The sequence below is a fragment of the Spiribacter halobius genome, from assembly GCF_020883455.1.
Lineage (GTDB): Bacteria > Pseudomonadota > Gammaproteobacteria > Nitrococcales > Nitrococcaceae > Sediminicurvatus > Sediminicurvatus halobius.
In genome coordinates, this window is the sequence record NZ_CP086615.1 from 3,432,419 (window position 1) to 3,459,215 (window position 26,797).

Here is a 26,797-nt window from a genome sequence, read left to right on the forward strand (position 1 = left end):
GGGATTTCTCCGCATGCGCACCTTTATCCGTCTCCTGGTTGCCCTGCTGCTGCTCGGCGGCATCTTCGGGGGCATCTTCGGCTGGAAGTATTACCAGCAGATGCAGGGTGCCGGTGGCGGGCCTTCCGGGCTGCCCACCGCCAGCGTCGCCGCCACCGAGGTGGCGAGCGAGGAGTGGCAGGGGCGGCGCACCGCCGTGGGCAGCCTCTCGGCGGTGGACACGGTAGCCGTGAGCACCGAGGTGGCCGGGGTCATCGAGAGCATCAGCTTCGATTCCGGCCAGGCCGTCGAGGCCGGCGATCTGCTGGTCCAGCTCGACGCCGAGGTGGACCGGGCCGAGCTCGAGGGCCTCCGCGCCCAGGCGGAGCTTGCCCGCATCGAGTTCGAGCGCGCCGAGAACCTCCTGCCGCGGCGGGCCATCTCCCAGTCCGAGTTCGACCAGGCCCGCGCTCAGCTCGACAACGCCACCGCCGCAGTGCGCACCCAGCAGGCGCGCATCCGCCAGAAGGCCATCCGCGCGCCGTTCACCGGCCTGCTCGGCATTCGCGGAGTGAGCGTCGGCGAGTACCTCTCGCCGGGTACGCCCATCGTGGAGCTGCGGCAGCTGGCGCCGATCTACGCCGACTTCTCCCTCCCCGAGCGCTTCCTGCCGGAGCTCGAGCCGGGGCGCACGGTGGAGGTGGAGGTCAACGCCTACGACGAGGTGTTCCGCGGCGAGATCACCGCCATCGACAGCGGCGTCGACGTGGGCACCCGCTCCATCTCGGTGCGGGCGACCCTGGACAACGACGACCGCCGCCTGCGTCCGGGCATGTTCGCCCAGGTCGCGGTGCTGGCCCCGGAGCGCCGCGAGGTCATGACGATCCCGCGCACGGCGGTGAGCTTCAACACCTACGGCGACTTCACCTACCGCATCAACGAGACCGGCGACGGCCTGGTGGCCGAACGGGTGCAGATCCGCACCGGCGAGAGCCGCAACGGCTACGTCGAGGTGCTGGAGGGCCTGGAGCAGGGCGAGCGCGTGGTGGCCGCCGGCCTGGTGCGGGTGCGCGACGGCCAGCCGGTGGAGATCGACGAGACGGTGGCGCTTGACCACTCGGAGATCAGCGGCCGATGAGGTTCACCGACGTCTTCATCCGGCGCCCGGTGCTGGCGACGGTGATCAGCCTGCTGATCCTGCTGGTGGGCGTGCGCTCCCTGGACCTGCTGGAGGTGCGCCAGTACCCGTCCACGGAGAACACGGTGGTCACCGTCACCACCACCTTTCCCGGCGCGGACAGCGAGCTGATCCAGGGCTTCATCACCCAGCCGCTGCAGCAGGCCATCGCCGAGGCCGGGGGCATCGACTACATCACCTCGGAGAGCATCCAGGGACAGTCCACCATAGAAGTCCACATGGAGCTCAACTACGACGCCAACGCGGCGGTGGCGGAGATCCAGGCCAAGGTGGCGAGCCAGCGCAACGTGCTGCCGGCGGATGCCGAGGACCCGGTGATCGAGTCCAGCACCGGCGATCAGACGGCGCTGATGTATCTCGCCATCTACAGCGAGACGGTATCGATCCCGCAGATCACGGATTTCGTCAACCGCGTCGCCCAGCCGCAGATCCAGGCCCTGCCCGGCGTGGCCAAGGCCCGGGTGTTCGGCCGCCCGCCGGCGATGCGCATCTGGCTGGATCCCGAGCGGATGGCCTCGCTGAACGTGAGCGCCGGCGAGGTGCGCGAGGTCCTGCAGGCGAACAACTACCAGGCCGGCGTCGGCAGCACCAAGGGCAAGTACGTGCAGGTGTCGCTCACCGCGACCACGGACGTCAGCAACCCGGACGACTTCCGGCGCCTGGTGGTGCGCGAGGAGAACGGCACCGTCATCCGCCTGGAGGACATCGCCGCCACCGAATTCGGCGCCCAGACCTACGACTCCGCCGCCTGGTACAAGGGCCAGCCGGCGGTGTTCATCGCCGTCGAGCAGGCCCCGGGGGCCAACCCGCTGGACGTGGCCGACGCCGTGAGCAACGCGCTGCCGGAGCTCCGCCGCCAGCTGCCGGAAGGCATGAGCGCCGCCCTGCCCTACGACGCCAGCGAGTTCATCGAGGACTCCATCGCCGAGGTGTTCAAGACCATCGGCGAGGCGGTGCTGATCGTGATCTTCGTGATCTACCTGTGCCTCGGCTCGATCCGTGCGGCCATCGTGCCGGCGCTGGCGGTGCCGCTGTCGCTGGTGGGCGCCGGGTTCATCATGCTCGCCCTCGGCTACTCGCTGAACCTGCTCACGCTGCTCTCCATGGTGCTCGCCATCGGCCTGGTGGTGGACGACGCCATCATCGTGGTGGAGAACATCCACCGCCACATCGAGGAGGGGCACTCACGCATCCAGGCGGCGATCACGGGCGCGCGGGAGCTGGCCGTGCCGATCATCGCCATGACCACCACGCTGCTCGCGGTGTACGCACCCATCGGCTTCATGGGCGGGCTGGTGGGCACGCTGTTCACCGAGTTCGCGTTCACCCTGGCCGGGGCGGTGCTCATCTCCGGCGTGGTGGCGCTGACCTTCTCGCCCATGGTCTCGGCGCGGGTGCTCAAGCCCCACGGCAGCTCGGGGCGCTTCGAGCAGCGGGTGGAGCGGTTCTTCAACGGCCTTGCCCGCGGCTACAAGCGCAGCCTGCGCAGCCTGCTGGACACGGTGCCGGTGCTCATCCTGTTCGGCGTGGCGGTGCTGGTGTCGAACTACTTCATGTTCACCACCAGCCAGAACGAGCTCGCCCCCACCGAGGACCAGAGCATCATCTTCTTCCAGGGCAGCGCCCCGCGCACCGCGACCCTGGACTATCTGGAGCACTTCGCAAGCCGCTATCAGGACGCCGCCGAGTCCATCGACGAGTACAACGAGAGCTTCATGATCCTCGGCGGGCTCTCGCCGGACACGGTGTTCGGCGGCCTCAAGCTCGTGCCCACCGCCGAGCGGGAGCGCTCGCAGATGGCGGTACAGCCGGAGATGTCACAGAAGTTCAGCGCCAACCCCGGCTTCGACACCGCCGTCTTCCCGCGGCCGAGCCTGCCGGGCTCCGGCGGCGGCCTGCCGATCCAGTTCGTCATCACCACCTCGGCGAGCTACGAGGAGCTGGACGAGGTGGCCGGGCAGCTCGCCCAGCGGGCGCAGCAGAGCGGCAACTTCATCTTCCTGAACAAGTCCGTGGAGTTCGACCGGCCGGTGACCACCGTGCAGGTGGACCGGGACAAGGCCGCGGACCTCGGCATCAGCATGGCGCGGGTGGGCCAGACCCTCTCCGGCATGCTCAGCGGCGGCTATGTGAACCGCTTCAACCTGGACGGCCGCAGCTATCAGGTGATCCCGCAGGTGGACCGGCCGTTCCGGCTCGATGCCGGGATGCTGGAGGACTACTACGTCGAGACCGGCGCCGGCGAGCCGGTGCCGCTGTCCGCCCTGGTCACCCTGGAGCGGGACGTGGAGCCGAGCGCGCGCAACCAGTTCCAGCAGCTCAACTCGCTGACGCTGGAGGGCGTGATGGCGCCCGGGGTGCCCATGGGCGATGCCCTCGGCTATCTGGAGCGGCAGGCGGAGGCGCTCTTCCCCTCCACCTTCGGCTACGACTTCACCGGCCAGTCGCGCCAGTTCGCCAACCAGGGCAGCGCGCTGATCGTGACCTTCTTCCTGTCGATTCTGGTCATCTACCTGGTGCTGGCCGCGCAGTTCGAGAGCTGGCGGGATCCGGCGATCATCCTGGTGTCGGTGCCGCTGTCCATCGCCGGGGCCATGGCCTTCATCACCCTCGGCTTCGCGACGGTGAACATCTATACCCAGGTGGGGCTGATCACGCTGATCGGCGTGGTGGCGAAGAACGGCATCCTGATCGTGGAGTTCGCCAACAACCTGCAGATCAGCCAGGGCTACTCCAAGCGCGAGGCCGTGGAGGAGGCCGCCGCCATCCGCCTGCGGCCGATCATCATGACCTCCATCGCCCTGATCGTGGCCATGGTGCCGCTGCTCATCGCCAGCGGCCCGGGCGCCGTGAGCCGCTTCCACATCGGCCTCACCATCGCCACCGGCCTCGGCATCGGCACCCTGTTCACCCTGTTCGTGCTGCCGGCGTTCTACCTGCTGCTGGCCCGCGACCACGCAGCGGCCCAGCGAGCCGCCGAGGCCTGAGCTCCGGCGCCGGAGCTCTTTCCGGCGCTGGGTTGAACACCACGACACAACGGGCACAACGGGTACACAACGCAAGAAGGGATTGAGCAGCAGGGCGAAGAGCAGGCACGGAACGGCATAACCGCACCGGAACCTCGGTGGTGTCCCTCAGCCTGAACGGCCTCTGTGCCTGCACGGCAGGCCCTGCAAGGTCTTCTCGTTGTGAACCGTTGTGCCCGTTGTGTCGTTGTGTTGAAGCGGGGGGCGACGAAATCGGGGTGGAACGTCGGCACACGGCCCGCCGAGGACCCCGAAGCGGCTACACGTCCGATTCCTGCCGCGGGTAGTGGATCAGCGCGCAGAGCGTCCTGACGCTGTTATACATAACGTCTACTCAACCCGCTCGGGCGGCGGCTCACCCCGGGCGTAGGCGAGCGCGCCGGCATGCACGGGCACCGGCGGGTCGCGGTGCGCGGCCGCCGGCTCGCCGCCCAGCTCGCGGGCGTGCCCCGCGAGCGCCTCGACCACGAGATAGGCCTGCCAGCCCGGGAAGTCCGGACGGGTGATCAGCCAGTGCGGCCCGAAGCGGAACAACGCCCGCAGCTCGGTACGGCCGAAGGACTCGAAGCCGTCCCGCCCATCCCGGAGTGCCTCGGCATCAGTGCCGGAGAGCAGCACGACCTGCAGCTGATCGGTAGCAATCAGGCTGGCGAGGCGCCAGGCATTCGGTGCCCGGGTGACTCGTGCGCGGCTTTCGGGGAGCTCGCGCGCGAGCACCTCGGCGAGCCGCTGCCCGAGGGGATAGGTGGGCTCATCGACCCGGTGGCTGCCGATGAGCAGGTGCTTGCGGCGGTACACCTGCCACTGCCGGTACGGCGTATGCCCGAGCAGGGGCAGAACTGCCGGCAGCAGCAGGGCAAGCCGCAACAGGTCGCGCCTTCGCATCGAACCACTCCCGCGGCGCTAGCGATCCTCGAACACGCCGAGGTCGAGTACTGCAGAAACCGTGTAGTTCGGCACGTCCACGACCTGCCCGATCACCAGGTCCACGGCCACACTGGAGAGAATGTAGGCCTGCTCCGCGCTCAGGCCGTGCTCGCGGACGATGTAGTCGATCATGTCCAGCAGGGCGTTGCGCGCGGCGAGGGTGAGATCCTCGTTGAGGTTCTGCAGGTCCGGGATCACCGTACCGCTGAGGTACTCGTGAGACGGCGGCACCGTGCCGGACTCCTTCAGCGGATAGCCAACGGTGGCGTAGAAATCCGCGGGGGCGATGGTCTTCAGCTGGTCGTCGCCGTGGAACTGCGGGGCCGGAGTCTCCGCGGCGCGCCCACGCAGGATCTCCGTGCGCACGGTCACCCTGGCGCCCATCTCGATGGCGGTCCCCGAGACCTCGCCGTCCCCCTGCGCGTAGTGCACGTCGCCCACGAACAGCCCGCAGCCGTCGATGAAGCAGGGGAGCAGCAGTGTCGTGCCCACCTGCATCTGCTGCACGTCCATGTTGCCGCCGTTCTCGCGCGGCGGAATGGTGCGCAGGCAGGCATCCGCGTGCGGCGCGTCGGGACCGCAGACATCCGCGGGGATGGCCCCGATCGGCTGCGGCGCGAGCGCCACCCCGCCGGCATCCGCCAGCGCGGCCTCGCGCTCCCGCCAGGCACGCACCTCCGCCTCGCCCGGAAGCACCCCCACCGACCCCATGAACGCCGCCATCGGCACGCGCACGCCCGGCATCTGGTCGGAGGTCGCGGCATTGCCGTCGAGCTTCCAGTTCACCAGGAAGGGCTCGGTGAAGCGGTCACGCAGGAAGCCGAAGCCGGGCACGATCACGGTGTATCCGTACTGGTCCGGTTCGATGTCGACGAGCGTCACCGCCAGCACATCGCCCTGCCGTGCGCCCTCGATATGTACCGGCCCGGTCATCGGGTGCACCAGGTTCAGGTCGAGGGCGGCCAGGTCGTCCGCGTTCGAGTCCAGGGTGAGGTCGGTGTCGAGCGCGTCCCGGGTCTCGAAGACGACGTAGTCGCCGGGCGCCGCGCGCGCCACCGGCTCGATGGCGGGGTGATAGCGGTTGAAGCAATGCGGGTCGTCTGCGCAGTGCTCACCCTGCTTCTCCACCAGCACCCGGCTCTGCCAGGTGACATCGGTCGTGTCGGCGAGAGCCGGGAGGGCAAGCAGGCCGCACGCGGCGGCGACGAATATCGAACGGACCATGGCAGCAACCTCTTGACACGGGGAACGGGGCATGGCCCGCTCCAGCCGCAATACCCGAAGCGTAGTCGGCGCCGGCACGTTGTCCACGCGGGGGCCCAGTGGGCCTCCGCGACCTGAGCTCCGGCGCCGGCGCTGGCGCTTTTTCCGGCGCTGGGTTGAACACAACGACACCACTGGCACAACGGTTCACAACGCAAGAAGGGATTGAGCAGCGGGGCGAAGAGCACGCACGGAACGGCATAACCACACCGGAACCTCGGTGGTGTCCCTCAGCCTGAACGGCCTTTGTGCCTGCACGGCAGCACCTGCAAGCTCTTCTCGTTGTGAACCGTTGTGCCCGTTGTGTTGTTGTGTTGATAGCGGGGCGGCCAGGTCGGCGGGGACGGCAAAACCTCGACAAGCCGCCACTGGTGCCGTCTTGCATGCCTGCTTCTGGCAGGCATCGCCGTTTTATCGACGGGGAATATCAGCGCGCAGACTGTCCTGAAAGCTGTTATACGTAATGTCGCGTGAATTTGCGTATAACGGCAACCACCCATGACGCCCGAGCCGCTGTCACTTACCGCCCGCACCCTGTACGCGGAGCTCCGGGAGCAGACGCTGGCCATCGGCGCCACCGAGAACCTGGCGGAGACGCCCGGCACCGTGGTGCCGAAGACCGTGCGCGGGAACCGGTACCTCTATTACCAGTACCGGGATCTCTCCGGTCAGACACGGCAGGCCTACCTCGGCCCGGACGACAAGCGAACGCGCCGGTGGGTCGATCAGCTGCGCGAGCGTGCCCACGACCGGGCGGAGGACCTGCAGCGGCTGAACGAGCTGCGCGCCGCGTTCCTGGCAGCGGGAGGCGTCCCCATGGACTCGGCACCGCTGCGGGTACTGAAAGCCTTCGCCGACGCCGGCCTGCTGCAGCCCGGCCCGGGGAGCGCGGTGCTGGTCGGCACGCACGCCTTCAACGCGCTGGGGAACCTGCTGGGCGTTCGCTGGCGCACCCACATGCGCACGCAGGATCTCGACCTGGCCGGCGAGGCGGACATCGACATCGCCCTGCGGCGCCCGCGCACGAGCGCACCGGACGTGCTCGAGCAGCTCGGCATGGGGTTCATTCCCGTGCCCACACTCGATCCGCGCTCCCCCTCCACCTCGTTCCGCGTCCGCGGACGCGAGCTGCGGGTCGATCTGCTCGCGCCGCAAGTCGGAAAAGCGACGGGCAGCGCAGTCCGCGTGCCGGCGCTCAACGCGCCGGCGCAGCCGGTGCGCTTCCTCGACTACCTGCTGGAAGGGGCCATCCCCGCGGCGATCGCGGGACGGCGTGCGCTGGTGCTGGCGAACGTGCCGCTGCCGGAGCGCTTCGCGCTGCACAAGCTGCTGGTGTCCGAGTCCCGCCCCCCCGCCTTCTCCAGCAAGGCCGGGAAGGATCGCATTCAGGCGCTGCAGCTCCTCCAGGTTCTGATCGAGGAGGCGCCCGACGACCTTCGCGAGGCGAAGATCCGGCTCGTCGAGCGCGGTGCCGGATGGAGCGACCGCCTGCATCGCGCGCTGGCCAGGAGCGAGCGCGAGGCCCCCGAAGTTGTTCGCGTGATCGAGGGCATCTAATGGCATCGACAGCAGCCCCGAGGAACCTCCTCCGGCGCTGGGTTGAACACAACGACACCACGGGCACAACGATGCACAACGCAAGAGGGGATTGAGCAGCAGGGCGAAGAGCACGCACGGAACGGCATAACCACACCGGAACCTCGGTGGTGTCCCTCAGCCTGAACGGCCTCTGTGCCTGCACGGCAGGCCCTGCAAGGTCTTCTCGTTGTGAACCGTTGTGTCGTTGTGTTGATAGCGGGGCCCCGAATCGGCGGTTTCGGCAGAACACGGACAAGCGGCCATAATGGACAGCACGTGACACGCGAATGGGGAGACAGTCATGCGCCGCTTGCTCAGCATCGCCCTCGCCGCCGGCCTCGCGGCCTCCGGCACCAGTGCCGCGCAGAGCTGGAACATGGCCACGCCCTACCCGGACGCCACCTTCCACACCCAGAACGTCAGGGATTTCGTCGCCGACATCGAGGACGCCACCGATGGCGCCCTGAGCGTGACGGTGCACAGCGCCGGGTCGCTGATCAGGCACCCGCAGATCAAGCGCGGGGTGCGCACGGGCCAGGTGCAGATGGGCGAGGTGTTCATCTCCCTGCTCGGCAGCGAGGACCCGGTCTACGCCGTGGACTCGATCCCGTTCCTCGCCACCAGCTACGAGGATGCCGAGCGCCTCTGGGAGGCCTCCCGGGAGCCGATCGAGAGCCGGCTCGAGGCGGACGGGCTGATGCTCCTCTACGCCGTGCCCTGGCCGGCCCAGGGGCTGTACACCTCGCGCGAGGTGGACAGCGTCGAGGACCTGGAGGGGCTGCGGTTTCGTGCGTACAACGCCGCGACCTCGCGGCTCGCCGAGCTCACCGGCATGGAGGCGACCCAGGTAGAGGTGCCGGAGATCCCGCAGGCCTTCTCCACCGGCATCGTCGAGGCCATGATCACCTCGCCCACCACGGGCGTGAACAGCAAGGCCTGGGACTTCGTCGACCGCTTCTATGACATCCAGGCCTGGCTGCCGAAGAACATGGTGATCGTCAACCGTGAGGCCTTTGAGTCGCTGGGCGAGGCCGAGCAGGCGGCGGTACTCGAGGCGGCCGCCGCGGCCGAGGAGAGGGGCTGGCGGATGAGCCGCGAGGAGGCCGAGGCCCAGAAGGCCGCCCTGGCGGAGAACGGCATGGAGGTGGTCACGCCCTCGGACACCCTCCGGGAGCAGCTCGCCGAGATCGGCCGCACCATGACCGAGGAGTGGCTCGAGGACACCGGCGCCGACGGCGAGGCCATCATCGAGGCCTACCGGGCCGACTGACCCCCGAAACCGAAGCACCCGCCGCACCGTTGGTGCGGCGGCCGGGAGCCGGCGCATGCGCATCGTGCTCGACGGACTCTATCGCCTCGCCGGCGTGCTGGCGGCGCTCTGCATGGCCGGGATCGCCCTGGTGGTGCTGGCGCAGATCGCCGGGCGCGGGCTCGGCTTCCGGGTGCCGGAGGCGAACGAGATCGCCGGCTACCTGGTGGCGGGCTCCGCCTTCCTCGGCCTGGCGCCGACCCTGCAGGCCGGCACCCACATCCGCGTGAACCTGGCGCTGCAGGTGCTGCCGCCGGCGCTGCGGCGCTGGGTGGAGGTCTGGTGCCTGCTGCTGGCGCTGGCCGTGGTCGGCTATGCGACCTGGTGGGCGCTGGATCTGGTGATCGGCTCCTTCGAGTTCGACGACCGCTCGCCCGGCGAGCTCGCGATCCCGCTCTGGATCCCGCAGTGCGCGCTACCGCTGGGGCTCGGCATGTGCGCCGTCGCGCTGCTGGACAATCTCCAGGCCGCGCTGCGCGGCCAGCCCCCCGCCTACGTCGAGGCCGAGTCCGCGGCTGACCTGCCGGGTTGGAACCGATGAGCGCGGTGGCCATGGGCCTCATCCTGGCCGCGGTGCTCATCGCCCTGCTCGCCAGCGGCATCTGGGTGGCGGTGGCGCTGTTCGCGGTGGGGCTGTTCGCCATGGAGGCCTTCACCACCTCGCCCACCGGGCTCGCCCTCGGGACGTCGCTCTGGGGCGCGATCGCGAGCTGGTCGCTGGCGCCGCTGCCGCTGTTCGTGTGGATGGGCGAGATCCTGTTCCGCTCGCGGCTCTCGGAGGACATGTACGCCGGGCTCGCGCCCTGGCTCGGGCGGCTGCCGGGGCGGCTGCTGCACGTCAACGTGCTCGGCTGCGGGGTGTTCGCCGCGGTCTCCGGCTCCTCGGCGGCCACCGCGGCCACCATCGGCCGCATGTCCATCCCCCAGCTGCGGGAGCGCGGCTATCCGGACCGCATGATCATCGGCACCCTCGCCGGCTCCGGCACGCTCGGGCTGCTCATCCCGCCCTCGATCATCCTCATCGTCTACGGCATCAGCGCCGAGCTCTCCATCGCCCGGCTGTTCATCGCCGGGATACTGCCGGGGCTGATGCTGGTGGGCCTGTTCATGGGCTACGTGGCGCTATGGGCGCTGCTGCACCCGGGGCGGATGCCACCGGCGGAGCCCCGGCTGCCGCTGGGCGAGCGGCTGTGGCACGCGCGCCGGCTGATCCCGGTGCTGGCGCTGGTGGTGGGGGTGATCGGCTCGATCTACGTGGGGGTGGCGACCCCTACGGAAGCCGCGGCCCTCGGCGTCGCCGGCGCGCTGCTGCTGTCTGCGGGCACCCGGTCGCTCACCTGGGCGAGCTTCCGCGACGGGCTGATGGGCGCAACCCGCACCTCGTGCATGATCGTGTTCATCCTCGCCGGCGCGGCCTTCCTGACCACGGCCATGGGCTACACCGGGGTGCCACGGCTGCTCGCCGAGTGGATCGCCGCCCTCGACCTCTCGCCGCTGGCCCTGCTGGCCGCGCTCGCGGTGTTCTTCATCGTCATGGGCTGCTTTCTGGACGGCATCTCGGTGGTGGTGCTCACCACCTCGGTGGTGCTGCCCATGGTCCAGGCCGCCGGCATCGACCTGCTCTGGTTCGGCATCTTCCTGGTGGTGATCGTGGAGATGGCGCAGATCACACCGCCGGTGGGGTTCAACCTGTTCGTGCTCCAGGGGCTCGCCGGCCGTAACATCTTCCAGATCGCCTGGGCGTCACTGCCGTTCTTCCTGGTGCTGCTGCTCGCCGTGGTGATCCTGGTGGTGTTCCCGGAGCTCGCCACCTGGCTTCCGGACCGGATGGGAGGGCGCTGATGGGCGGCTGGCAGTTCTGGATCGACCGCGGCGGCACGTTCACCGACGTCATCGGCCGCAGCCCCGAGGGGGAGCTCGTCACCCGCAAGGTGCTCTCGGAGAACCCGGAGCGCTACCGCGACGCCGCCCTGCAGGGAATCCGCGAGGTGCTGGGGCTGGCTCCGGAGGATCCGATCCCCGCCGAGGCGCTCGAGCACGTGAAGATGGGCACCACCGTCGCCACCAATGCCCTGCTGGAGCGCAAGGGCGAGCCCACGGCGCTGGTGATCACGCGGGGCTTCGGCGACGCCCTGCGCATCGGCTACCAGTCCCGCCCGGACATCTTCGCCCGCCACATCGAGCTCCCCGAGCTGCTCTACCGCGAGGTGATCGAGGCCGACGAGCGGGTCACCGCCGAGGGCGAGGTGCTGACGCCGCTGGACGAGACGGCGCTGGTGCAGGACCTGGAGGCCGCCCGTGCGGCGGGCTGCACCGCCTGCGCCATCTGCCTGGTGCATGGCTACCGCTACCCGGAGCACGAGCAGCGAGCCGCCGCCATCGCCGAGCGCATCGGCTTTGGCCAGGTCTCCATCTCCCATCGGGTGAGCCCGCTGATGCGGCTGGTGGGCCGGGGCGACACCACGGTGGTGGATGCCTACCTCTCGCCCATCCTGCGCCGCTATGCCGAGCAGGTGGCGGCGGCCCTCGGCGACACCCGGCTGCTGTTCATGAAGTCCGACGGCGGGCTCGCCGAGCAGCGCTTCTTCGAGGGCAAGGATGCCATCCTCTCGGGGCCCGCCGGGGGCATCGTCGCCTGCGCCCGCACCGGGCAGATGGCGGGCTGCGAGCGCATCATCGGCTTCGACATGGGCGGCACCTCCACCGACGTCTCCCACTTTGCCGGCGAGCTCGAGCGCAGCTTCGAGACGGTGATCGCCGGGGTGCGCATGCGCGTGCCCATGCTGCAGATCCACACCGTCGCCGCCGGCGGCGGCTCCATCTGCCACTTCGATGGCAGCCGCTACCGGGTCGGCCCGGACTCCGCCGGCGCCGACCCCGGCCCGGCCTGTTACCGCCGCGGCGGCCCGCTCACCGTGACCGACTGCAATGTCATGCTCGGGCGCCTGCAGCCGGACTTCTTCCCGCGGGTATTCGGACCCGGCGCCGACGAGCCGCTGGACGTCGCCGCCGTGGAGCGCGGCTTCGCCGAGCTCGCCGCGGAGATCCGCGCCGCCACCGGCGACGACCGGCCGCCGGAGGCGGTGGCCGAGGGCTTCCTGCAGATCGCCGTCGCCAACATGGCCAATGCCATCAAGGAGATATCCGTCCAGCGCGGGCACGACGTCACCACCTATACCCTCAACTGCTTCGGCGGCGCCGCCGGCCAGCACGCCTGCCGGGTGGCGGACGCCCTCGGCATGAGCCAGGTGCTGATCCACCCGCTGGGCGGCGTGCTCTCCGCCTACGGCATGGGACTCGCCGACCTCACCGCGGTGCGCGAGCTGCCGGTGGACGAGCGCCTGGATGACGGGCTGCTGGAGCGGCTCGCGCCGGACCTGGAGACGCTGGCCGAGGAGGCCCGCGCGGAGCTGAGGGCCCAGGGCTGCCCGCCGGAGCGCATGCGCCTGCAGCGCCGCCTGCACCTCAAGTACGAGGGCACGGACACGCCGCTGGAGATCGATCTCGCCGACGCCGGCGGCATGCGGGAGGCCTTCGAGCGTGCCCACCGGCGCCAGTTCGGCTTCCTCATGCCGGGCAAGCCGCTGGTGGCCGGCGCCGCCACGGTGGAGGTGATCGGCGAGGGCGAGGCGGCGGCCGAGGAGCCCGAGCAGGCTCCGAGCAATGCGCCGCTCCCCGCCCCCCTGGCCCGGGTGCAGGCCTGGTTCGACGGCGACTACCGGGCCACCCCGGTCTACGAGCGCGAGGCGCTGGCACCCGGCCACGCCGTGGACGGCCCCGCCATCCTGCGCGACCCGGTGGCCACCCTGGTGCTGGAGCCCGGCTGGCGCGGCGAGATCACCCCGCGCGGGCACCTCATGCTGCGCCGGACAGCGGCGCGCCCGCAGCGCGAGGCGGTGGGCACCCGGGTGGATCCGGTCATGCTCGAGGTGTTCAACAACCTGTTCATGTCCGTCGCCGAGCAGATGGGCGTCACCCTGCAGAAGACGGCCTACTCCGCGAACATCAAGGAGCGGCTCGACTTCTCCTGCGCGGTGTTCGACCCGGACGCGAACCTCGTCGCCAACGCCCCCCACGTGCCGGTGCACCTCGGCTCCATGGGCGAGAGCGTGCGCGCCATCGTCCGCCGCCGCGCCGACAGCATGCGCCCGGGGGACGTCTTCATGCTCAACGACCCCTACCACGGCGGCACCCACCTGCCGGACATCACCGTGGTGACGCCGGTCTTCGACGACGCCGGCGAGCGCATCGTCTTCTACATCGCGAGCCGCGCCCACCATGCCGATGTCGGCGGCACCACGCCGGGCTCCATGCCCCCGGACAGCCGCCGCATCGACGAGGAGGGGGTGCTGATCGACAACTTCCACCTGGTGGCCGACGGCGAGCTGCGGGAGGCCGCCGTGCGCGAGCTGTTCGCCGCCGGCGACCGGCCGGCCCGGGACATCGAGCAGAACCTGAGCGACCTGCGGGCGCAGATCGCCGCCAATGAGAAGGGCATCGCCGAGCTGCGCCGGATGATCGGCCAGTTCGGCCTCGAGGTGGTGCACGCCTACATGGGCCACGTGCAGGACAACGCCGAGGAGCAGGTGCGCCGGGTGCTGGACGCCCTCGCCGACGGCGAGGCGGGCATGCAGCTCGACAACGGCGCGGAGATCCGTGTGGCGGTGCGAGTCGACCGCGACGCCCGCACGGCGACGGTGGACTTCACCGGCACCAGCGCAGAGCAGGCGGGCAACTTCAACGCCCCGGTGGCGGTGACCCGGGCCGCGGTGCTGTACGTCCTGCGCACGCTGGTGGCCGACCGCATCCCCCTCAACGACGGCTGCCTGAAGCCCGTGCAGCTGGTGATCCCCGAGGGCTCGCTGCTCAACCCCCATCCCCCCGCCGCGGTGGTGGCGGGCAATGTGGAGGTGAGCCAGGTGGTCACCGATGCCCTCTACGCCGCCATGGACGCCATGGCGGCCTCCCAGGGCACCATGAACAACTTCACCTTCGGCAACGCCCGCTACCAGCATTACGAGACCCTCTGCGGCGGCACCGGCGCCGGCCCGGGCTTCCACGGCGCGAGCGCGGTGCAGTCACACATGACCAACAGCCGGCTCACCGACCCCGAGGTGCTGGAGTGGCGCTTTCCCGTGCTGCTGGAGGGCTTCGCCATCCGCCGCGGCTCCGGCGGCGCGGGCCGCTGGCACGGTGGCGACGGCGCGGTGCGCCGCCTGCGCTTCCGCGAGCCGATGACCGCGGCGATCCTCTCCAACCGCCGCCGGATCGCCCCACCCGGCCTCGCCGGCGGCGCCGACGGCACCCCCGGCCGGCAATGGATCGAGCGCGCCGACGGCCGCCACGAGCCCCTCTCCGGCACCGACCGCCGAGAGGTGGAGCCCGGCGATGTGTTCGTGATCGAGACGCCCGGGGGCGGCGGCTACGGAGAGCCCTGAAGCCACCCTGCTCCGCCGACATCACCGCAGGTCGTGCGCGGCGCAGCCGTATGCGACGTTCCCTCTCGCATAGGCCCGTGAGACGTCACACGCCGCGGGGCCGCGCACGACCCACCACGATCAACGGATGGCGCGTTGCCTTCGGAATTCGCGGCGAGGGCGCCGTTCTCGGCGACAACGCCCGCCCACGATCCAACGAGGCTGATCCGCGACGCCCCGGCGCATCTACCCCGGTGCCGGGGCAGACACCGTGTGCCTCCCGACGGGGCACGCCGTGGATCCATCCCTGGAGGCTCCACTGCGACATCCCCGTCGCAGAGGGTCCCATCGGGCGGCACACGAGGCCTGCCCGTCGGCGTCGGGTGCACACCGCCGCGGACCAGGCTTACGCAGGGTTTTCCCGCCCCGCCGCGAAACAGGCTTTGAGCAGCACCACGAAACGCGCTAGGGTCAAAGAAAAGGTTCATGCCCCGAACCCGGGGCGCCAATGGCACAGACCAAGGAGAACAGCCATGCTACGCAAGCACGTTACCGTCGTCTCCGCCGCGCTGGCGGCGGCGCTCACCGCCGGCTCCCTGCAGGCCCAGGAGACCCTGCAGGCGGTCACCGATCCGAGCTTCGTCCCCTTCGAGATGCGTGACCGGGAAACCGGCGAGATGGTCGGCTTCGACATGGACATCCTCGCCGAGGTGGCCGAGCGCGCCGGCTTCGAGTACGAGCTCGAGACCATGGACTTCCAGGGCATCATTCCCGCCCTGCAGACGCGCAACAAGGACATCGCCATCGCCGGCATCACCATCACCGAAGAGCGTGAAGAGGTGGTGGACTTCTCCGACCCCTACTACGACTCCGGCCTGCGCCTGCTGGTGATGGCCAACAACGACGACATCCAGACCGTGGAGGACCTGGCCGGTCACAGCGTCGGCACCAAGACCGGCAGCACCAGCCACGACTTCCTGCGCAACCGGCTGGAGGCCGAGGACGTCACCATCGAGCCCTATCCGGGCAGCGCCGACATGTACCAGGCGCTGCTGGGCGGAGCCGTGGATGCCGTCCTGTACGACGCCCCGAACGTGGGCTACTTCGCCCAGACCCGGGGCGATGGCCGGGTGAAGACGGTCGGCCCGCTCTACGAGGGCCAGCAGTACGGTCTGGCGCTGGTCGAGGGCAGCGACTGGGTGGAGCCCGTCAACGAGGCGCTGGCCTCGATGAAGGAAGACGGCACCTACGACGAGATCTACGAGAAGTGGTTCGGCGAGGCGCCGGACAGCAACTGAGCCTGCCCCACGGCCCGGGGCGCCCGCGCGGAGGCGCGGGCGCCCCTTGCTTATCGAGGAGCCACTAAGTGGATCTCGAATTCCAGTTCGACTGGGCGGCCACCATCGACGCCCTGCCCTATCTGCTGACGGGCCTGCCCTGGACGGTGGCCATCGCCGGCGGCGGGCTCTTTATCGGTTTCTTTATCGGGATCTTCTTCGGGCTGCTCAGCATCGGCCCGGTGAAGGCGCTGCGCGCGCCGGCCATCGCCTACATCGAGATCTTCCGGGGCACGCCGGTGCTGGTGCAGGTGCTGTTCATCTTCTACGGCATGCCGCAGATCCTGGGCGGGCCGATCGACAAGATCACGGCGAGCGTCGCCGCTATCGCCCTGAACGCGGGTGCCTACATCTCCGAGATCGTCCGCGGCGGCGTGCAGTCCATCGACCGCGGGCAGCGCGAGGCGGGGCAGTCCCTCGGGCTCTCACGCGGCCAGACCTTCTACTACGTGATCTGGCCCCAGGCCCTGCGACGGATGATTCCGCCGCTGGGCAACCAGGCCATCATCAGCCTCAAGGACACCTCGCTGTTCTCGGTGATCGGCGTCGGCGAGCTGGTGCGCCAGGGCCAGATCTACATCGCCGATACCTTCTCGGCGCTGGAAACCTACTTCATGGTGGCGCTGCTGTATCTCGCCATCACCTTCAGCCTCGCCATGCTGCTGCGGCTCTACGAGCGCCGCGGCTTCGGCAGCCTGAACTGACACGCCCGGGGGAGCCGCGTGAGCAAGAGCAACGGCGAGACCATCGTCCACATGGAGGACGTCAACAAGTACTTCGGCGACCTCCACGTCCTGCAGAACGTGAACATGGCAGTGCGGACCGGCGAGGTGGTGGTGGTGATCGGGGCGAGCGGCTCCGGCAAGTCCACCCTCATCCGCTGCCTCAACGGCCTGGAGCCCTTCCAGAGGGGGCGGATCGAGGTGGACGGCAACGAGCTGAAGCCGAACGAGCGCAACGGCCAGGCCCTCACCCGCATCCGGCGCCAGGTGGGCATGGTCTTCCAGCAGTTCAATCTCTTCCCCCACCGCACCGTGATCGAGAACCTCACCCTCGCCCCGACCAAGGTGAAGGGCCTCTCCGAGGCCGAGGCGGACCGCAAGGGCCGGCAACTGCTCGAGCGCGTGGAGATCGCCGATCAGGCGGAGAAGTACCCGACCCAGCTCTCCGGTGGCCAGCAGCAGCGCGTGGCCATCGCCCGTGCGCTCGCCATGGACCCGCGGCTGATGCTCTTCGACGAGCCCACCTCGGCGCTGGACCCGGAGATGATCGGCGAGGTGCTGGACGTCATGCGCGAGCTGGCGAAGGAAGGCATGACCATGATCGTGGTCACCCACGAGATGGGGTTCGCCCGCGAGGTGGCGGACCGGGTGATCTACATCGACCACGGCCGCATCGTCGAGGAAGGCCCGCCGGAGCGGATCTTCGACCAGCCGGAGCACGACCGGACGAAGGATTTCCTGTCCCGCATCCTCCACCACTGATGTGGTGGAGGATGCGGGAGTTCAAGGTTCAAAGTTGCAAGTTCAAAGTCTCCTGCAGTCAGGCTCCCGACTGGTAATCAGGGCTCTCCCAAGCTGGCGGAACAGCCATCTCGGATCCTGAGTGGCAACGAGTTTCGCCTGCGCCGTGAGCCCGTATCGCCGCGGCGGTGGGTACCCACGGCGGCCGAGCGAGGCGGAGCAGGAGCGCCCGGGACCGTAGGCGAGAGGGACCTCGCCTACGAGCCCCCAGGGATGGGTTCACGGCGTGTCCCGGGCGCTCCTGCCCCGCCTCGCGCCCGGCACGGCTGCTACGGCGTCCCTACGCCGCGGGTTCCTGGCGGTGAAATAGCTGAAGGTCGTTGCCGGTCAGGGGAAACTTTGCACTCGAAACTGCAGCCCTAAACGGCATGGACGCAGCAACCACTGAGCACGCGACTAACGATCAAGCAACCGGCACCGCGGCGGCGGCCTGGGCCGCTGGGCTTACCCGCCGCTACAACGGTGTCAGCGTCGTTGACGCCATCGACCTCGAGGTGCGGCGGGGGGAGTGCTTTGCGCTGCTCGGGCCGAACGGGGCCGGCAAGACCACTACGCTGCGGATGCTGCTCGGGCTGACCCCGCCGAGCGACGGAGAGATCCGGGTGCTGGGCGAGCCCATCCCGCTGCGGGCCCGGGAGATGCGCCAGCGCGCCGGGATCGTGCCGCAGTTCGACAACCTCGACCCCGACTTCACCGTCCGCGAGAACCTGATCACCTACGGCACCTATTTCGGTCTGCCCCGGGCACACATCGAGGCGCGGATGGACACGCTGCTCGGCTTCGCGGAGCTGCGGGAGCGCGCGCACTCACCGATCCAGGCCCTCTCCGGCGGCATGAAGCGCCGGCTCACCCTCGCCCGGGCGCTGGTCAACGACCCGGAGCTGCTGGTGCTGGACGAGCCCACCACGGGGCTCGACCCCCAGGCCCGCCAGCACATCTGGGAGCGCCTGCACCACCTGCGCCGGGAGGGCCGCACGCTGCTGCTCACCACCCACTACATGGAGGAGGCCGAGCGCCTCTGCGACCGCGCCGCGATCATCGACGGCGGCCGCATCGTCGCCTGCGACAGCCCGACGCGGCTCATCGAGACCCACATCGAGCCCCACGTGGTGGAGCTGCGCGGCGATCTGGCCCTGACCTGGAGCGGTCGCGAGCGGGACACCACGGACCTGCGGGTGGAGAACGTGGGCGAGACGGTGCTGGTCTACGGCCCCGAGCGGGAGCCGCTGCTGCGAAGGGTGGAGGCCGAGATCGGCCCGCGGTACCTCTACCGGCCGGCGAGCCTGGAGGACGTGTTCCTGAAGCTCACCGGGCGGGAGTTAAGGGACTGACGCCCCCGGCGGGCGCGCTGCCGATCGCCCGCGCCATCCGGGCAGATTCACCTGGGAAAGCGTCGGGTAGCGCCCTGGGGCGCTTCCCGACCTACAGATGCCGGCACCCATCGGATAACTGCCCGCGAGCCTGCGAGGCCTTCAGCAGTCTCCGACGCGCTCGCCGGTGATCTCCATGCGGATCTGCATCTCCTGCCCGCCGGCGCTCATCGCCCCCGAGTAGCTGCCGCGCATGCGGTCGCCCATGAACTCCATCTCGCCGTCCATGGTCATCTCGCCACCGCCGCCGGTGTCGCAGCTCATGGTGTAGCGCATGGACGAGGCGCTCTGCTCCAGGTTGGTCACCTCGCAGTTGCCCTGCGGGTCCTCCAGCATGGCCTGGAGGCCGCTGTCGATCTGCTCGCGGGTCACGCACTGCGTGCTCTCGGAGGACTGGTCCGGCATACCGCCGCCGAAGCTCATGCGGTTCTCCATCCGCCACTCGCCCGGTTCCAGGTCGGGGCTCTGGGCGCCGGCCACACCCGCCGCCAGGGCGCCGATCAGGCCGAAGATCATGGTGGTTCGCAGCATCTCTGCCTCCTCACGGATTGTGGCGGTGGCCCACAGCATGGAACGGAACGGCGCCGATGTCGCGTGCGACAGCCAGGTGTAGGTCGGCAAGCGCGCCAGCGCTCGCCGACAGACGGGCGCAGAGCGGCCGACCACCGATTCGCCTGACGGCGTGTCGGTTAGCGCCTGCCGGCGCTTCCCGACCTACAGAAAACCGGCGAGGACGCCCACCGCCACGCCTGCGAGCCAGACGTACAGCGCCCTGCGCATCAGGCGGCCGGCATCCTGCACCGCGGCGGCGGTGAGGTCCCGCTCGCCGCCGGTGGGCGGGATGCCGAGGGCGCCGAGGGCGGCGGCGCCGAGGCGCCGGTCGTCCTCGGCGACGGCGCCGCTCCAGGCCCGGCGGACGGCGGCGAAGTCACCGGCCAGCGCCAGCGCCAGGGCGAGCAGGCGATTGGGCAGCCAGTCCGCGAAGGCGACGGCCTGGCCCGCCGCGGCGCAGTAGCCGGGGCCGGCGTTGTCGTGGCAGTCCCCGAAGGCGCGGGAGAGCACCAGCAGGCGGTAGCCGAAGGCGCCTATCAGCCCCAGCAGCAGGAACCAGAACACCGGCGCGAATACCCGCGTGCGGGCGCGCAGAGCCAGGGCGACCACCGCTGCCTCGGGCAGGGCCTCGTCATCCGCGGGCGCCGGCTGGCCACCCTGTAACCCGGCCAGGGCGGCGCGGGCACCGGCCGTGTCCCCTGCCCGCAGGGCGGCGAGAAAGCGCCGCAGCTCCGTCTCCAGCGGCTCGCCGCCGCCAAAGGCGAAACACAGCGCCAGCACCCCGAGGGCCAGCCCGCCGAGGCCGAACAGCAGATCGTAGACCAGCCACTGCACGACGAGGACGGCCAGCAGGGGGCCCATCAGCAGCAGCGCGAGCCCGCCGCCGTGGTTCCACAGCCCGAGCGGCTGCAGGCGCGCCCGCAGCCAGCGGCCGTAGCGGTAGAAGCCCCGGGCGCTGCGCCAGCCGCCCGGGGGCAGGCGGCCGTTCAGCCAGAGGGCGGCCAGCAGCGCCAGCAGGTTCATGCGCCCGCCTCCGGCAGCGCCTGGGTCTGCGGCCGGGGCACGCCAAGCGTGCGCTGCAGGCGCGCCCAGTCGAAACCAGGACCGGGGTCGGTCTTGCGATGGGGCGCGACGTGGCAGTGGCCCACCACGTGCTCCCGGGTGATCGCGGGGTAGGCCCGCATCAGCGCCGGCAGCACGGCCTCCAGCGCGGCGTACTGGGCCTCGGCGTAGGGGCGCTCGTCGTCGCCCTCCAGCTCGATACCGATGGAGAAATCATTGCAGCGGGCGCGGCCGCGGAAGGCGGAATCTCCTGCATGCCAGGCACGCTCGGCGAAGGGCACGAACTGCACCAGGGCGCCATCCCGGCGGATGAACAGATGCGCCGAAACCCGCAGCCCGGCGATGGCCGCGAAATAGGGATGCGCGGCCGGGTCCAGCCGGTTGGTGAACAGCTGCTCCACCTCGGGCCCGCCGAACACCCCCGGCGGCAGGCTGATGCCATGCAGCACCACGAGCTCCGGCGCGCAGCCAGGCGGGCGCGCGTCGCGATTCGGCGAGGGCACGAACCGTGCGCCCTCGAGCATGGCGTCATCCTCTGTGACCTGCACCCTGCAGCTCCCGCTCGCCTGCTGCGCCGGCGCGCAATGATACCATTCGCCTTTGCCGCCAGCGTCCGCCGGAGGCCGCCCATGGCCGAGCCCGTCCTCGAGCGCAACCGCCTCGCCGACGCCACCAGCCCCTACCTGCGACAGCACGCGGACAACCCCGTGCACTGGCAGCCCTGGGACGAGCCGGCCCTCGAGGCCGCCCGCGAGAGCGGTCGCCCGATCCTGCTCTCCATCGGCTACTCGGCCTGCCACTGGTGCCACGTCATGGCCCACGAGTCCTTCGAGGACCCGGAGACCGCGGCGGTCATGAACCGCTACTTCGTGAACATCAAGGTGGACCGGGAGGAGCGCCCGGATCTGGACCGCATCTACCAGCTCGCCCACCAGCTCCTGGCCGGCCGCCCCGGCGGCTGGCCGCTGACGGTGTTCCTGACGCCCGACCAGCTGCCCTTCTTCAGCGGCACCTATTTCCCCCGGCGGCCGCTGCAGGGCATGCCCGCCTTCACCGAGGTGCTGGCGCGGGTGCACGGCGCCTGGCAGGAACAGCGCGCACAGATCGAGGACCAGAACGCCCGCCTGAAGGACGCACTGCGCCAGCTCGAAGGCCCGCCCCCGGGCACGGCCCTGCCTGGCCCCGAGCTGCTGCAGGCGGCCCGGGACCACCTGGCGGAGACCTTCGACAGCGCCTTCGGCGGCTTCGGCGAGGCGCCCAAGTTCCCGCAGCCCGCCCTGTTGCGGCGGCTGCTGCGCCACTACGCCCGCAGCGTGCGTCATGGCCAGCCAGACCGGGAGGCGCTGCACATGGCCTGCCACAGCCTGCGCCGCATGGCGCTCGGCGGGCTCTACGACCAGGTCGGCGGCGGCTTCGCCCGCTATTCCACCGACGCCTACTGGATGATCCCCCACTTCGAGAAGATGCTTTCGGACAACGCCCTGCTGCTCGCCACCGTCACCGACGCCTGGCGCGCCACCGGCGACGGCTTCTACCGCCGCATCGCCGAGGAGACGGCCGAGTGGGTGCGCCGGGAGATGACGCTGCCGGAGGGCGGCTTCGCCACGGCGCTGGATGCGGACAGCGAGGGCGGCGAGGGCGCCTTCTACCTGTGGACGCCGGACCAGGTGCGCGAGGTGCTGCCGCGGGAGCAGGCGGAGCTGGTGATCCTGCGCTTCGGGCTCGACGAGCGCCCCAACTTCGAGGGCCGCTGGCATCTGCACGTGCACATGAGCTTCTCCGAGCTCGCCAAGCGCCTGCAGCGCCCGCGGGAGGAGCTGGTGGCGAGCTGGGCGGAAGCCCGCCAGGCCCTGCTCGCTGCCCGCGACGCCCGGCCCCGCCCGGCCCGGGACGACAAGGCGCTCACCGCCTGGAACGCCCTCATGATCCGCGGCCTGGCCCGGGCGGGGCGCTTCCTGGAGCGGCCGGCGCTGGTGGATGCGGCCGAGGCCGCCGAGGGCTTCCTGCGGGAGAACCTCTGGCGCGACGGCCGGCTGCTGGCGAGCTGGCGTGGCGGCACGGCGACCCTGCCCGCCTACCTGGACGATCATGCCTTCCTGCTCGCGGCACTGCTGGAGCTGCAGCAGACGCGCTGGTCCGACGCCCGCCTCGCCTGGGCCCGCGAGCTGGCGGAGCTGCTGCTGGCGCGCTTCGAGGATGCCGACCACGGCGGCTTCCGCTTCACCGCCGATGACCACGAGGCGCTCATCCAGCGCCCGCGCCCCTTCGCCGACGACGCCCTGCCCGCGGGCAACGCGGTGGCGGCCCAGGCGCTGGGGCGCCTCGGGCACCTGCTCGCAGAGCCGCGTTACCTCGAGGCCGCAGAGCGCACCGTGCGCGCCGGCGCCGTGGCCATGGGCGAGCAGCCGGCGGGGCACTGCGCCCTGATGGACGCCCTGGAGGAGCAGCTGGAACCGCCGGAGCTTGTGGTGCTGCGCCCGGACGGTGATCCGGCGCCCTGGCGGGAGATCGCCGACGCCGGCTACCAGCCGCAGCGGATGGTGTTCGCGCCGGGGGCCGGGGCAGCAATCGGACCGGTACCCGCCAGCGGCCACGGCGCCTGGGTCTGCCGCGGGACGCACTGCCTGCCGCCCGCCGCCTCGCCCACGGAGCTGGCGGACCGGCTGGCCGACCGGGTGTAGGAGAAACGAAGCTGGCGCGGCCTGTAGGAGCGGCGCCCCCGCCGCGAATCTCCGGGCGCCAGCCGGCAGGTCGTGCACCGCCGAAGGCGGTGTGCGACATCCCGAACCCCGTGCGGAAACGTCGCACCTGGCTGCGCCGCGCACGACCTACGGCTCTGCGCACGCTATTGCGGCCGGAGACCGATCCCGCGCCGGCTGCGGCGTACTCGCACCCGGCCTACCGCAACGGCGCGAACAGCTGCTCCACGTCCGCCATCTCCAGCGCCGCCGTGCTGCCCTGCTCGCCACCCAGCAGCGCATCGCCCAGCTCGGCCTTGCGCTGCTGCAGGGCCATGATCTTCTCCTCCACGGTGTTCCGCGTCAGCAGGTGGTAGACGAACACGGGCTGCGCCTGGCCGATGCGGTGGGCGCGGTCGGTGGCCTGGCGCATGACCGCCGGGTTCCACCAGGGGTCGTAGTGGATCACGGTATCGGCGGCAGTGAGGTTGAGCCCGGTGCCACCGGCCTTGAGGCTTACCAGGAACAGCGGCACCGCGCCGGACTGGAAGCGCGCCACCTGCGCCTCGCGGTCCCGCGTCTGGCCGGTGAGCATGGCGTAGTCGATGCCGGTGCCGGCCAGCGCCTGCTCGATGAGGGCGAGCATGGAGGTGAACTGGGAGAACAGCAGCACCCGGCGCCCCTCCTCGATGAGCTCCGGGAGCAGATCCATCAGCAGCTCGAGCTTGGCCGAGCGCTCGACGCCGCGGGCGGCGTCCATCTTCAGCAGGCGCGGGTCGCAGCACACCTGGCGCAGCTTCAGCAGCGCGTCCAGCACCACCACCTGGCTCTGGCCGAGCCCGCGGCGGGCGATCTCCTGGCGCACGCGCTGGTCCATCGCCACCCGCACGGTCTCGTAAAGGTCCCGCTGGGCGCCGGTGAGCTCGGCGTGGCGCTGCATCTCGGTCTTGGGCGGCAGCTCGCGGGCGATGGCCTGCTTGGTCCGCCGCAGCAGGAAGGGGCTGATGCGCTGCCGCAGGCCGCGCTGGCGGCCGCTGTCGCCGTCCCGCTCCACGGGGCGGCGGAAGACGCGGTTGAAGCTGTCCTGGTCCCCCAGCAGACCGGGCAGGACGAAGTCGAACTGGGTCCAGAGCTCGCCGAGGTGGTTCTCGAGCGGCGTGCCGGTGAGGCACAGGCGCTGCCGGGCGCGTAGCTGGCGCACCGCACGGGCGGCCTTGGCGCGGGGGTTCTTCACCGCCTGGGCCTCGTCCAGCACGCAGAGATGCCAGGGCTGGGCGGCGAGGGCCTCGACGTCCCGGTGGGCCAGGGCATAGGTGGTGAGCACCAGGTCATAGGCGCCGAGGGGCTCGCGCCGGCGATGGCGGTCGCTGCCGTGCAGGCGCAGCACCCGCAGCCCGGGGGCGAAGCGCTCGGCCTCGCGCTCCCAGTTGAACAGCAGGCTGGTGGGGGCCACCACCAGGCTCGGGTCGGCGGCCCGGCCGGCCTCCTTCTCGCGGAGCAGATGCGCCAGCACCTGGATGGTCTTGCCAAGGCCCATGTCGTCGGCGAGCACGCCGCCGAGCCCCTGCGCGGCGAGGGCCTGCAGCCAGCCGAGGCCCTCACGCTGGTAGCCGCGGAGCGCCCCCTGCAAGCCGGCAGGGGCCTCCGCCGGCTCAATCCGCCCCAGGGCGGCGATGCGCTGGCCGAGCTCGCGCAGGGCCTCGTCGCCCTCCCAGCGCAGAGGCGCGCCGGCCTCCAAGGCCTCCAGCGCCCCCGCCCGCAGCGCCGGCAGGCGCAGGCGGCCGTCCTCGGCGTCGGCCTGCGGGTCGTAGAGCTCGCTCAGGGTGCGGAGGATGGGCACGAAGCGGGCCGCCGGCACCGGCAGCAGGCGGCCGTCGCCGAGGTCCAGCAGCAGGCTCGCCTCGGGGTCGACGGCGTCCAGATGGCGCTGGGACATGGCCTGGGGCTGGCGGCGAATGAGCTGCATCAGCAGCGGCAGCAGCGAGTGCCGCTCCCCCTCCACCTCAACGCCCAGCTCCAGCTCGAACCAGGCGTTGCCGGACTCCGCGTCCAGGTCGGCGTACCAGTCATCCGGCTCCACCAGCCGCCAGGGGAAGGCGGCAGTGGTCTCCACCCGCCAGCCCGCGGCCTCGAGCTCCGGCACGGCCCGGGTGATGACCTCGAGCCAGTCCGTACCGCGGCCGGGGACGTAGCGCCCCGCCTCCACCGAGGGCGGCTCCGTAAGGCCGAAGCCGCGCAGGCGCTCGGCGGCCGCCTGCTCGGCCGCCCGGTCCCGCAGCACCTCTACCAGGGCGCCCTCGCTCACCTGGCGGGCGCGTTCCTGCTGGCCGCCGGGGGGCAGGGTCACGCCATCATAGTCGAAGGCGAGCCGCGCCACCGGCTCCGGCTCGTCGAAGCCATCGCCCCAGTACTCGTCGCTGACCAGCCGATCCTGCTCCAGCACCAGGCAGGGCACCGGGGTGACATCCTTTATCTCCCGACGCGGCGGGGGCTCCGGGAGCGGCACGACGTCACCGAGACGCCGCAGCGCACCGGCGACATCGGCCACCTCCGCCGCCGCCACCGGCGGCGCCGCCAGCAGGGTCGAGGCCGTCCGCGCCGGCAGACCCAGCTCCAGCGGCCCGGCTTCGCCGCTGGCCGTCGCCACATACCAGGGCGGCTCCCCGCGCAGCGCGACGAGGGGCTCGTCGTCTTCGCCCGCCGCGTCCGCTACCAGGCGCTGGGAGCCATCCTCCAGGACCTGCCAGCGCAGGGCACCACGGCGGGTCGGGCCGGGACTGAGCACAGTGCCTCCGGCGCTGCCCCAGTGCGCGCGGCCGAGCTCGGCAAGCTCGCGCAGCACCACCGGCACCTGTACCGGGTCTACCGGCCCTTTGCCATTCGGCAGCAGCGGCAGCACCCGCCGGTCCCCCGGGGTGAGGAAGCGGGCGCCGGTGGCCCCGTCTCCGGCATAGGGGGACAGCCGTCCGAGGGAGCCGTCCTTGCGCCGGCGCCCCTTCCAGACGGAGACCTCCAGCGCCGCCCCGGGCCGCACGTCGAGCACGTAGAGCAGGGTCTCCGCCGGCCTGCGCGCCTCATCCTGCGCCTCCAGCGTTGCGCCGATATCCTGCAGCCACAACCGCGTCGCCGGCGAGACGCCGTTGTGCGTGCCTTCGCGGGGCGCCTCCAGAAAGCGGATGAGCGCGGCGATGCCGTGCTTGCAGTCGCCGCCCAGGGGGCAGCTGCAGTCGATGGTCACCGGCCGGCGCGAGGGCGGCGGATTGATGCGCACGTGCACCCGGTAGACATTACGCCCGGAGCCGTGGACCCGGGCGAAGAAGCCGTCCCCCGCCGGGTCGATGTCCAGCACCCGGTCCTCCTCGGCATAGCGCAGCCCGCGCTCGAGATACTGCGGGTCGAAATCCGCCCAGATGACGTGCTCGCCGTAATCGTTCAGCCAGCGCTGCAATGCGTCGGACACCCGACTCCCCTGCGGTTGCGGTCGCCAATCAAACTTTTCAGGGTACCGCGAACCGGCGAAGGAAGGGAGCGGGGCCCAGCCACGGAAGTTCATGCCCCTGCCCCCAAGAGTCGGTTAT

18 protein-coding genes are annotated in these 26,797 nt (G+C 70.9%); 12 read left to right on the forward strand and 6 right to left on the reverse strand.

The window, feature by feature from the left end:
• Positions 1-13: 13 nt before the first annotated feature.
• Positions 14-1,117: an efflux RND transporter periplasmic adaptor subunit gene (locus LMH63_RS16070; RefSeq protein ID WP_109678672.1), complete on the forward strand. Its 1,104-nt coding sequence runs from the start codon at positions 14-16 to the stop codon at positions 1,115-1,117.
• Complete coding sequence (locus LMH63_RS16075; RefSeq protein ID WP_109678673.1) at positions 1,114-4,164, forward strand: efflux RND transporter permease subunit; 3,051 nt, start codon at positions 1,114-1,116, stop codon at positions 4,162-4,164. Before LMH63_RS16070 ends, LMH63_RS16075 begins: the two co-directional genes overlap by 4 nt.
• A 369-nt stretch (positions 4,165-4,533) precedes the next feature.
• On the opposite strand, the gene LMH63_RS16080 is transcribed toward LMH63_RS16075, so the two are convergent.
• Positions 4,534-5,088 (reverse strand): TAXI family TRAP transporter solute-binding subunit, encoded by a 555-nt coding sequence (locus tag LMH63_RS16080; RefSeq protein WP_109678674.1) that lies wholly within the window; start codon positions 5,086-5,088, stop codon positions 4,534-4,536.
• 18 nt (positions 5,089-5,106) lie between these two features.
• On the reverse strand, positions 5,107-6,354 hold the full coding sequence (locus LMH63_RS16085) for an acetamidase/formamidase family protein (RefSeq protein WP_109678675.1): 1,248 nt from the start codon (positions 6,352-6,354) through the stop codon (positions 5,107-5,109).
• Between the two features lie 537 nt (positions 6,355-6,891).
• Between LMH63_RS16085 and LMH63_RS16090 the strand changes: the two genes are divergently transcribed.
• The 9 genes from LMH63_RS16090 (at position 6,892) to LMH63_RS16130 (ending at position 18,888) form a co-directional block, all read left to right on the forward strand.
• On the forward strand, positions 6,892-7,950 hold the full coding sequence (locus LMH63_RS16090; protein WP_109678676.1) for a GSU2403 family nucleotidyltransferase fold protein: 1,059 nt from the start codon (positions 6,892-6,894) through the stop codon (positions 7,948-7,950).
• Positions 7,951-8,272: 322 nt separating this feature from the next.
• Complete coding sequence (locus LMH63_RS16095; RefSeq protein WP_109678677.1) at positions 8,273-9,241, forward strand: TRAP transporter substrate-binding protein; 969 nt, start codon at positions 8,273-8,275, stop codon at positions 9,239-9,241.
• A gap of 55 nt (positions 9,242-9,296) precedes the next feature.
• On the forward strand, positions 9,297-9,821 hold the full coding sequence (locus LMH63_RS16100) for a TRAP transporter small permease (protein WP_109678678.1): 525 nt from the start codon (positions 9,297-9,299) through the stop codon (positions 9,819-9,821).
• Positions 9,818-11,122 carry a TRAP transporter large permease gene (locus tag LMH63_RS16105; RefSeq protein WP_109678679.1) on the forward strand — a complete coding sequence of 435 codons (1,305 nt, stop codon included), beginning with the start codon at positions 9,818-9,820 and terminating at the stop codon, positions 11,120-11,122. The genes LMH63_RS16100 and LMH63_RS16105 overlap by 4 nt, the downstream gene beginning before the upstream one ends.
• Positions 11,122-14,718, forward strand: a complete 3,597-nt coding sequence (locus tag LMH63_RS16110) for a hydantoinase B/oxoprolinase family protein (protein ID WP_109678680.1) — start codon at positions 11,122-11,124, stop codon at positions 14,716-14,718. Before LMH63_RS16105 ends, LMH63_RS16110 begins: the two co-directional genes overlap by 1 nt.
• A gap of 512 nt (positions 14,719-15,230) precedes the next feature.
• A complete protein-coding gene (locus tag LMH63_RS16115; protein WP_109678681.1) occupies positions 15,231-15,995 on the forward strand; it encodes a transporter substrate-binding domain-containing protein in 765 nt (254 codons plus the stop codon).
• A gap of 68 nt (positions 15,996-16,063) precedes the next feature.
• A complete protein-coding gene (locus LMH63_RS16120; RefSeq protein WP_109678682.1) occupies positions 16,064-16,738 on the forward strand; it encodes an amino acid ABC transporter permease in 675 nt (224 codons plus the stop codon).
• An 18-nt stretch (positions 16,739-16,756) separates the two neighbouring features.
• Positions 16,757-17,518 (forward strand): amino acid ABC transporter ATP-binding protein, encoded by a 762-nt coding sequence (locus LMH63_RS16125; RefSeq protein ID WP_439654545.1) that lies wholly within the window; start codon positions 16,757-16,759, stop codon positions 17,516-17,518.
• 407 nt (positions 17,519-17,925) lie between these two features.
• Positions 17,926-18,888, forward strand: a complete 963-nt coding sequence (locus tag LMH63_RS16130; protein ID WP_109678683.1) for an ATP-binding cassette domain-containing protein — start codon at positions 17,926-17,928, stop codon at positions 18,886-18,888.
• A 141-nt stretch (positions 18,889-19,029) separates the two neighbouring features.
• On the opposite strand, the gene LMH63_RS16135 is transcribed toward LMH63_RS16130, so the two are convergent.
• The 3 genes from LMH63_RS16135 to ampD form a co-directional block, all read right to left on the reverse strand.
• Positions 19,030-19,458, reverse strand: coding sequence for a DUF3617 domain-containing protein (locus LMH63_RS16135; RefSeq protein WP_158280369.1), 429 nt, complete (start codon positions 19,456-19,458; stop codon positions 19,030-19,032).
• Positions 19,459-19,641: 183 nt separating this feature from the next.
• Positions 19,642-20,502, reverse strand: coding sequence for a regulatory signaling modulator protein AmpE (ampE, locus tag LMH63_RS16140; RefSeq protein WP_109678685.1), 861 nt, complete (start codon positions 20,500-20,502; stop codon positions 19,642-19,644).
• Positions 20,499-21,089, reverse strand: a complete 591-nt coding sequence (ampD, locus tag LMH63_RS16145) for a 1,6-anhydro-N-acetylmuramyl-L-alanine amidase AmpD (protein ID WP_255414631.1) — start codon at positions 21,087-21,089, stop codon at positions 20,499-20,501. Before ampD ends, ampE begins: the two co-directional genes overlap by 4 nt.
• Positions 21,090-21,170: 81 nt before the next feature.
• On the opposite strand from ampD, the gene LMH63_RS16150 reads away from it, so the two are divergent.
• Complete coding sequence (locus tag LMH63_RS16150; RefSeq protein WP_109678686.1) at positions 21,171-23,222, forward strand: thioredoxin domain-containing protein; 2,052 nt, start codon at positions 21,171-21,173, stop codon at positions 23,220-23,222.
• Between the two features lie 217 nt (positions 23,223-23,439).
• Here the strand turns inward: LMH63_RS16150 and LMH63_RS16155 are convergent, their stop codons facing one another.
• The gene (locus LMH63_RS16155) at positions 23,440-26,679 is read right to left on the reverse strand and encodes a DEAD/DEAH box helicase (RefSeq protein ID WP_229332627.1); all 3,240 of its coding nucleotides are present in this window, start codon (positions 26,677-26,679) and stop codon (positions 23,440-23,442) included.
• Between the last annotated feature and the right edge of the window lie 118 nt (positions 26,680-26,797).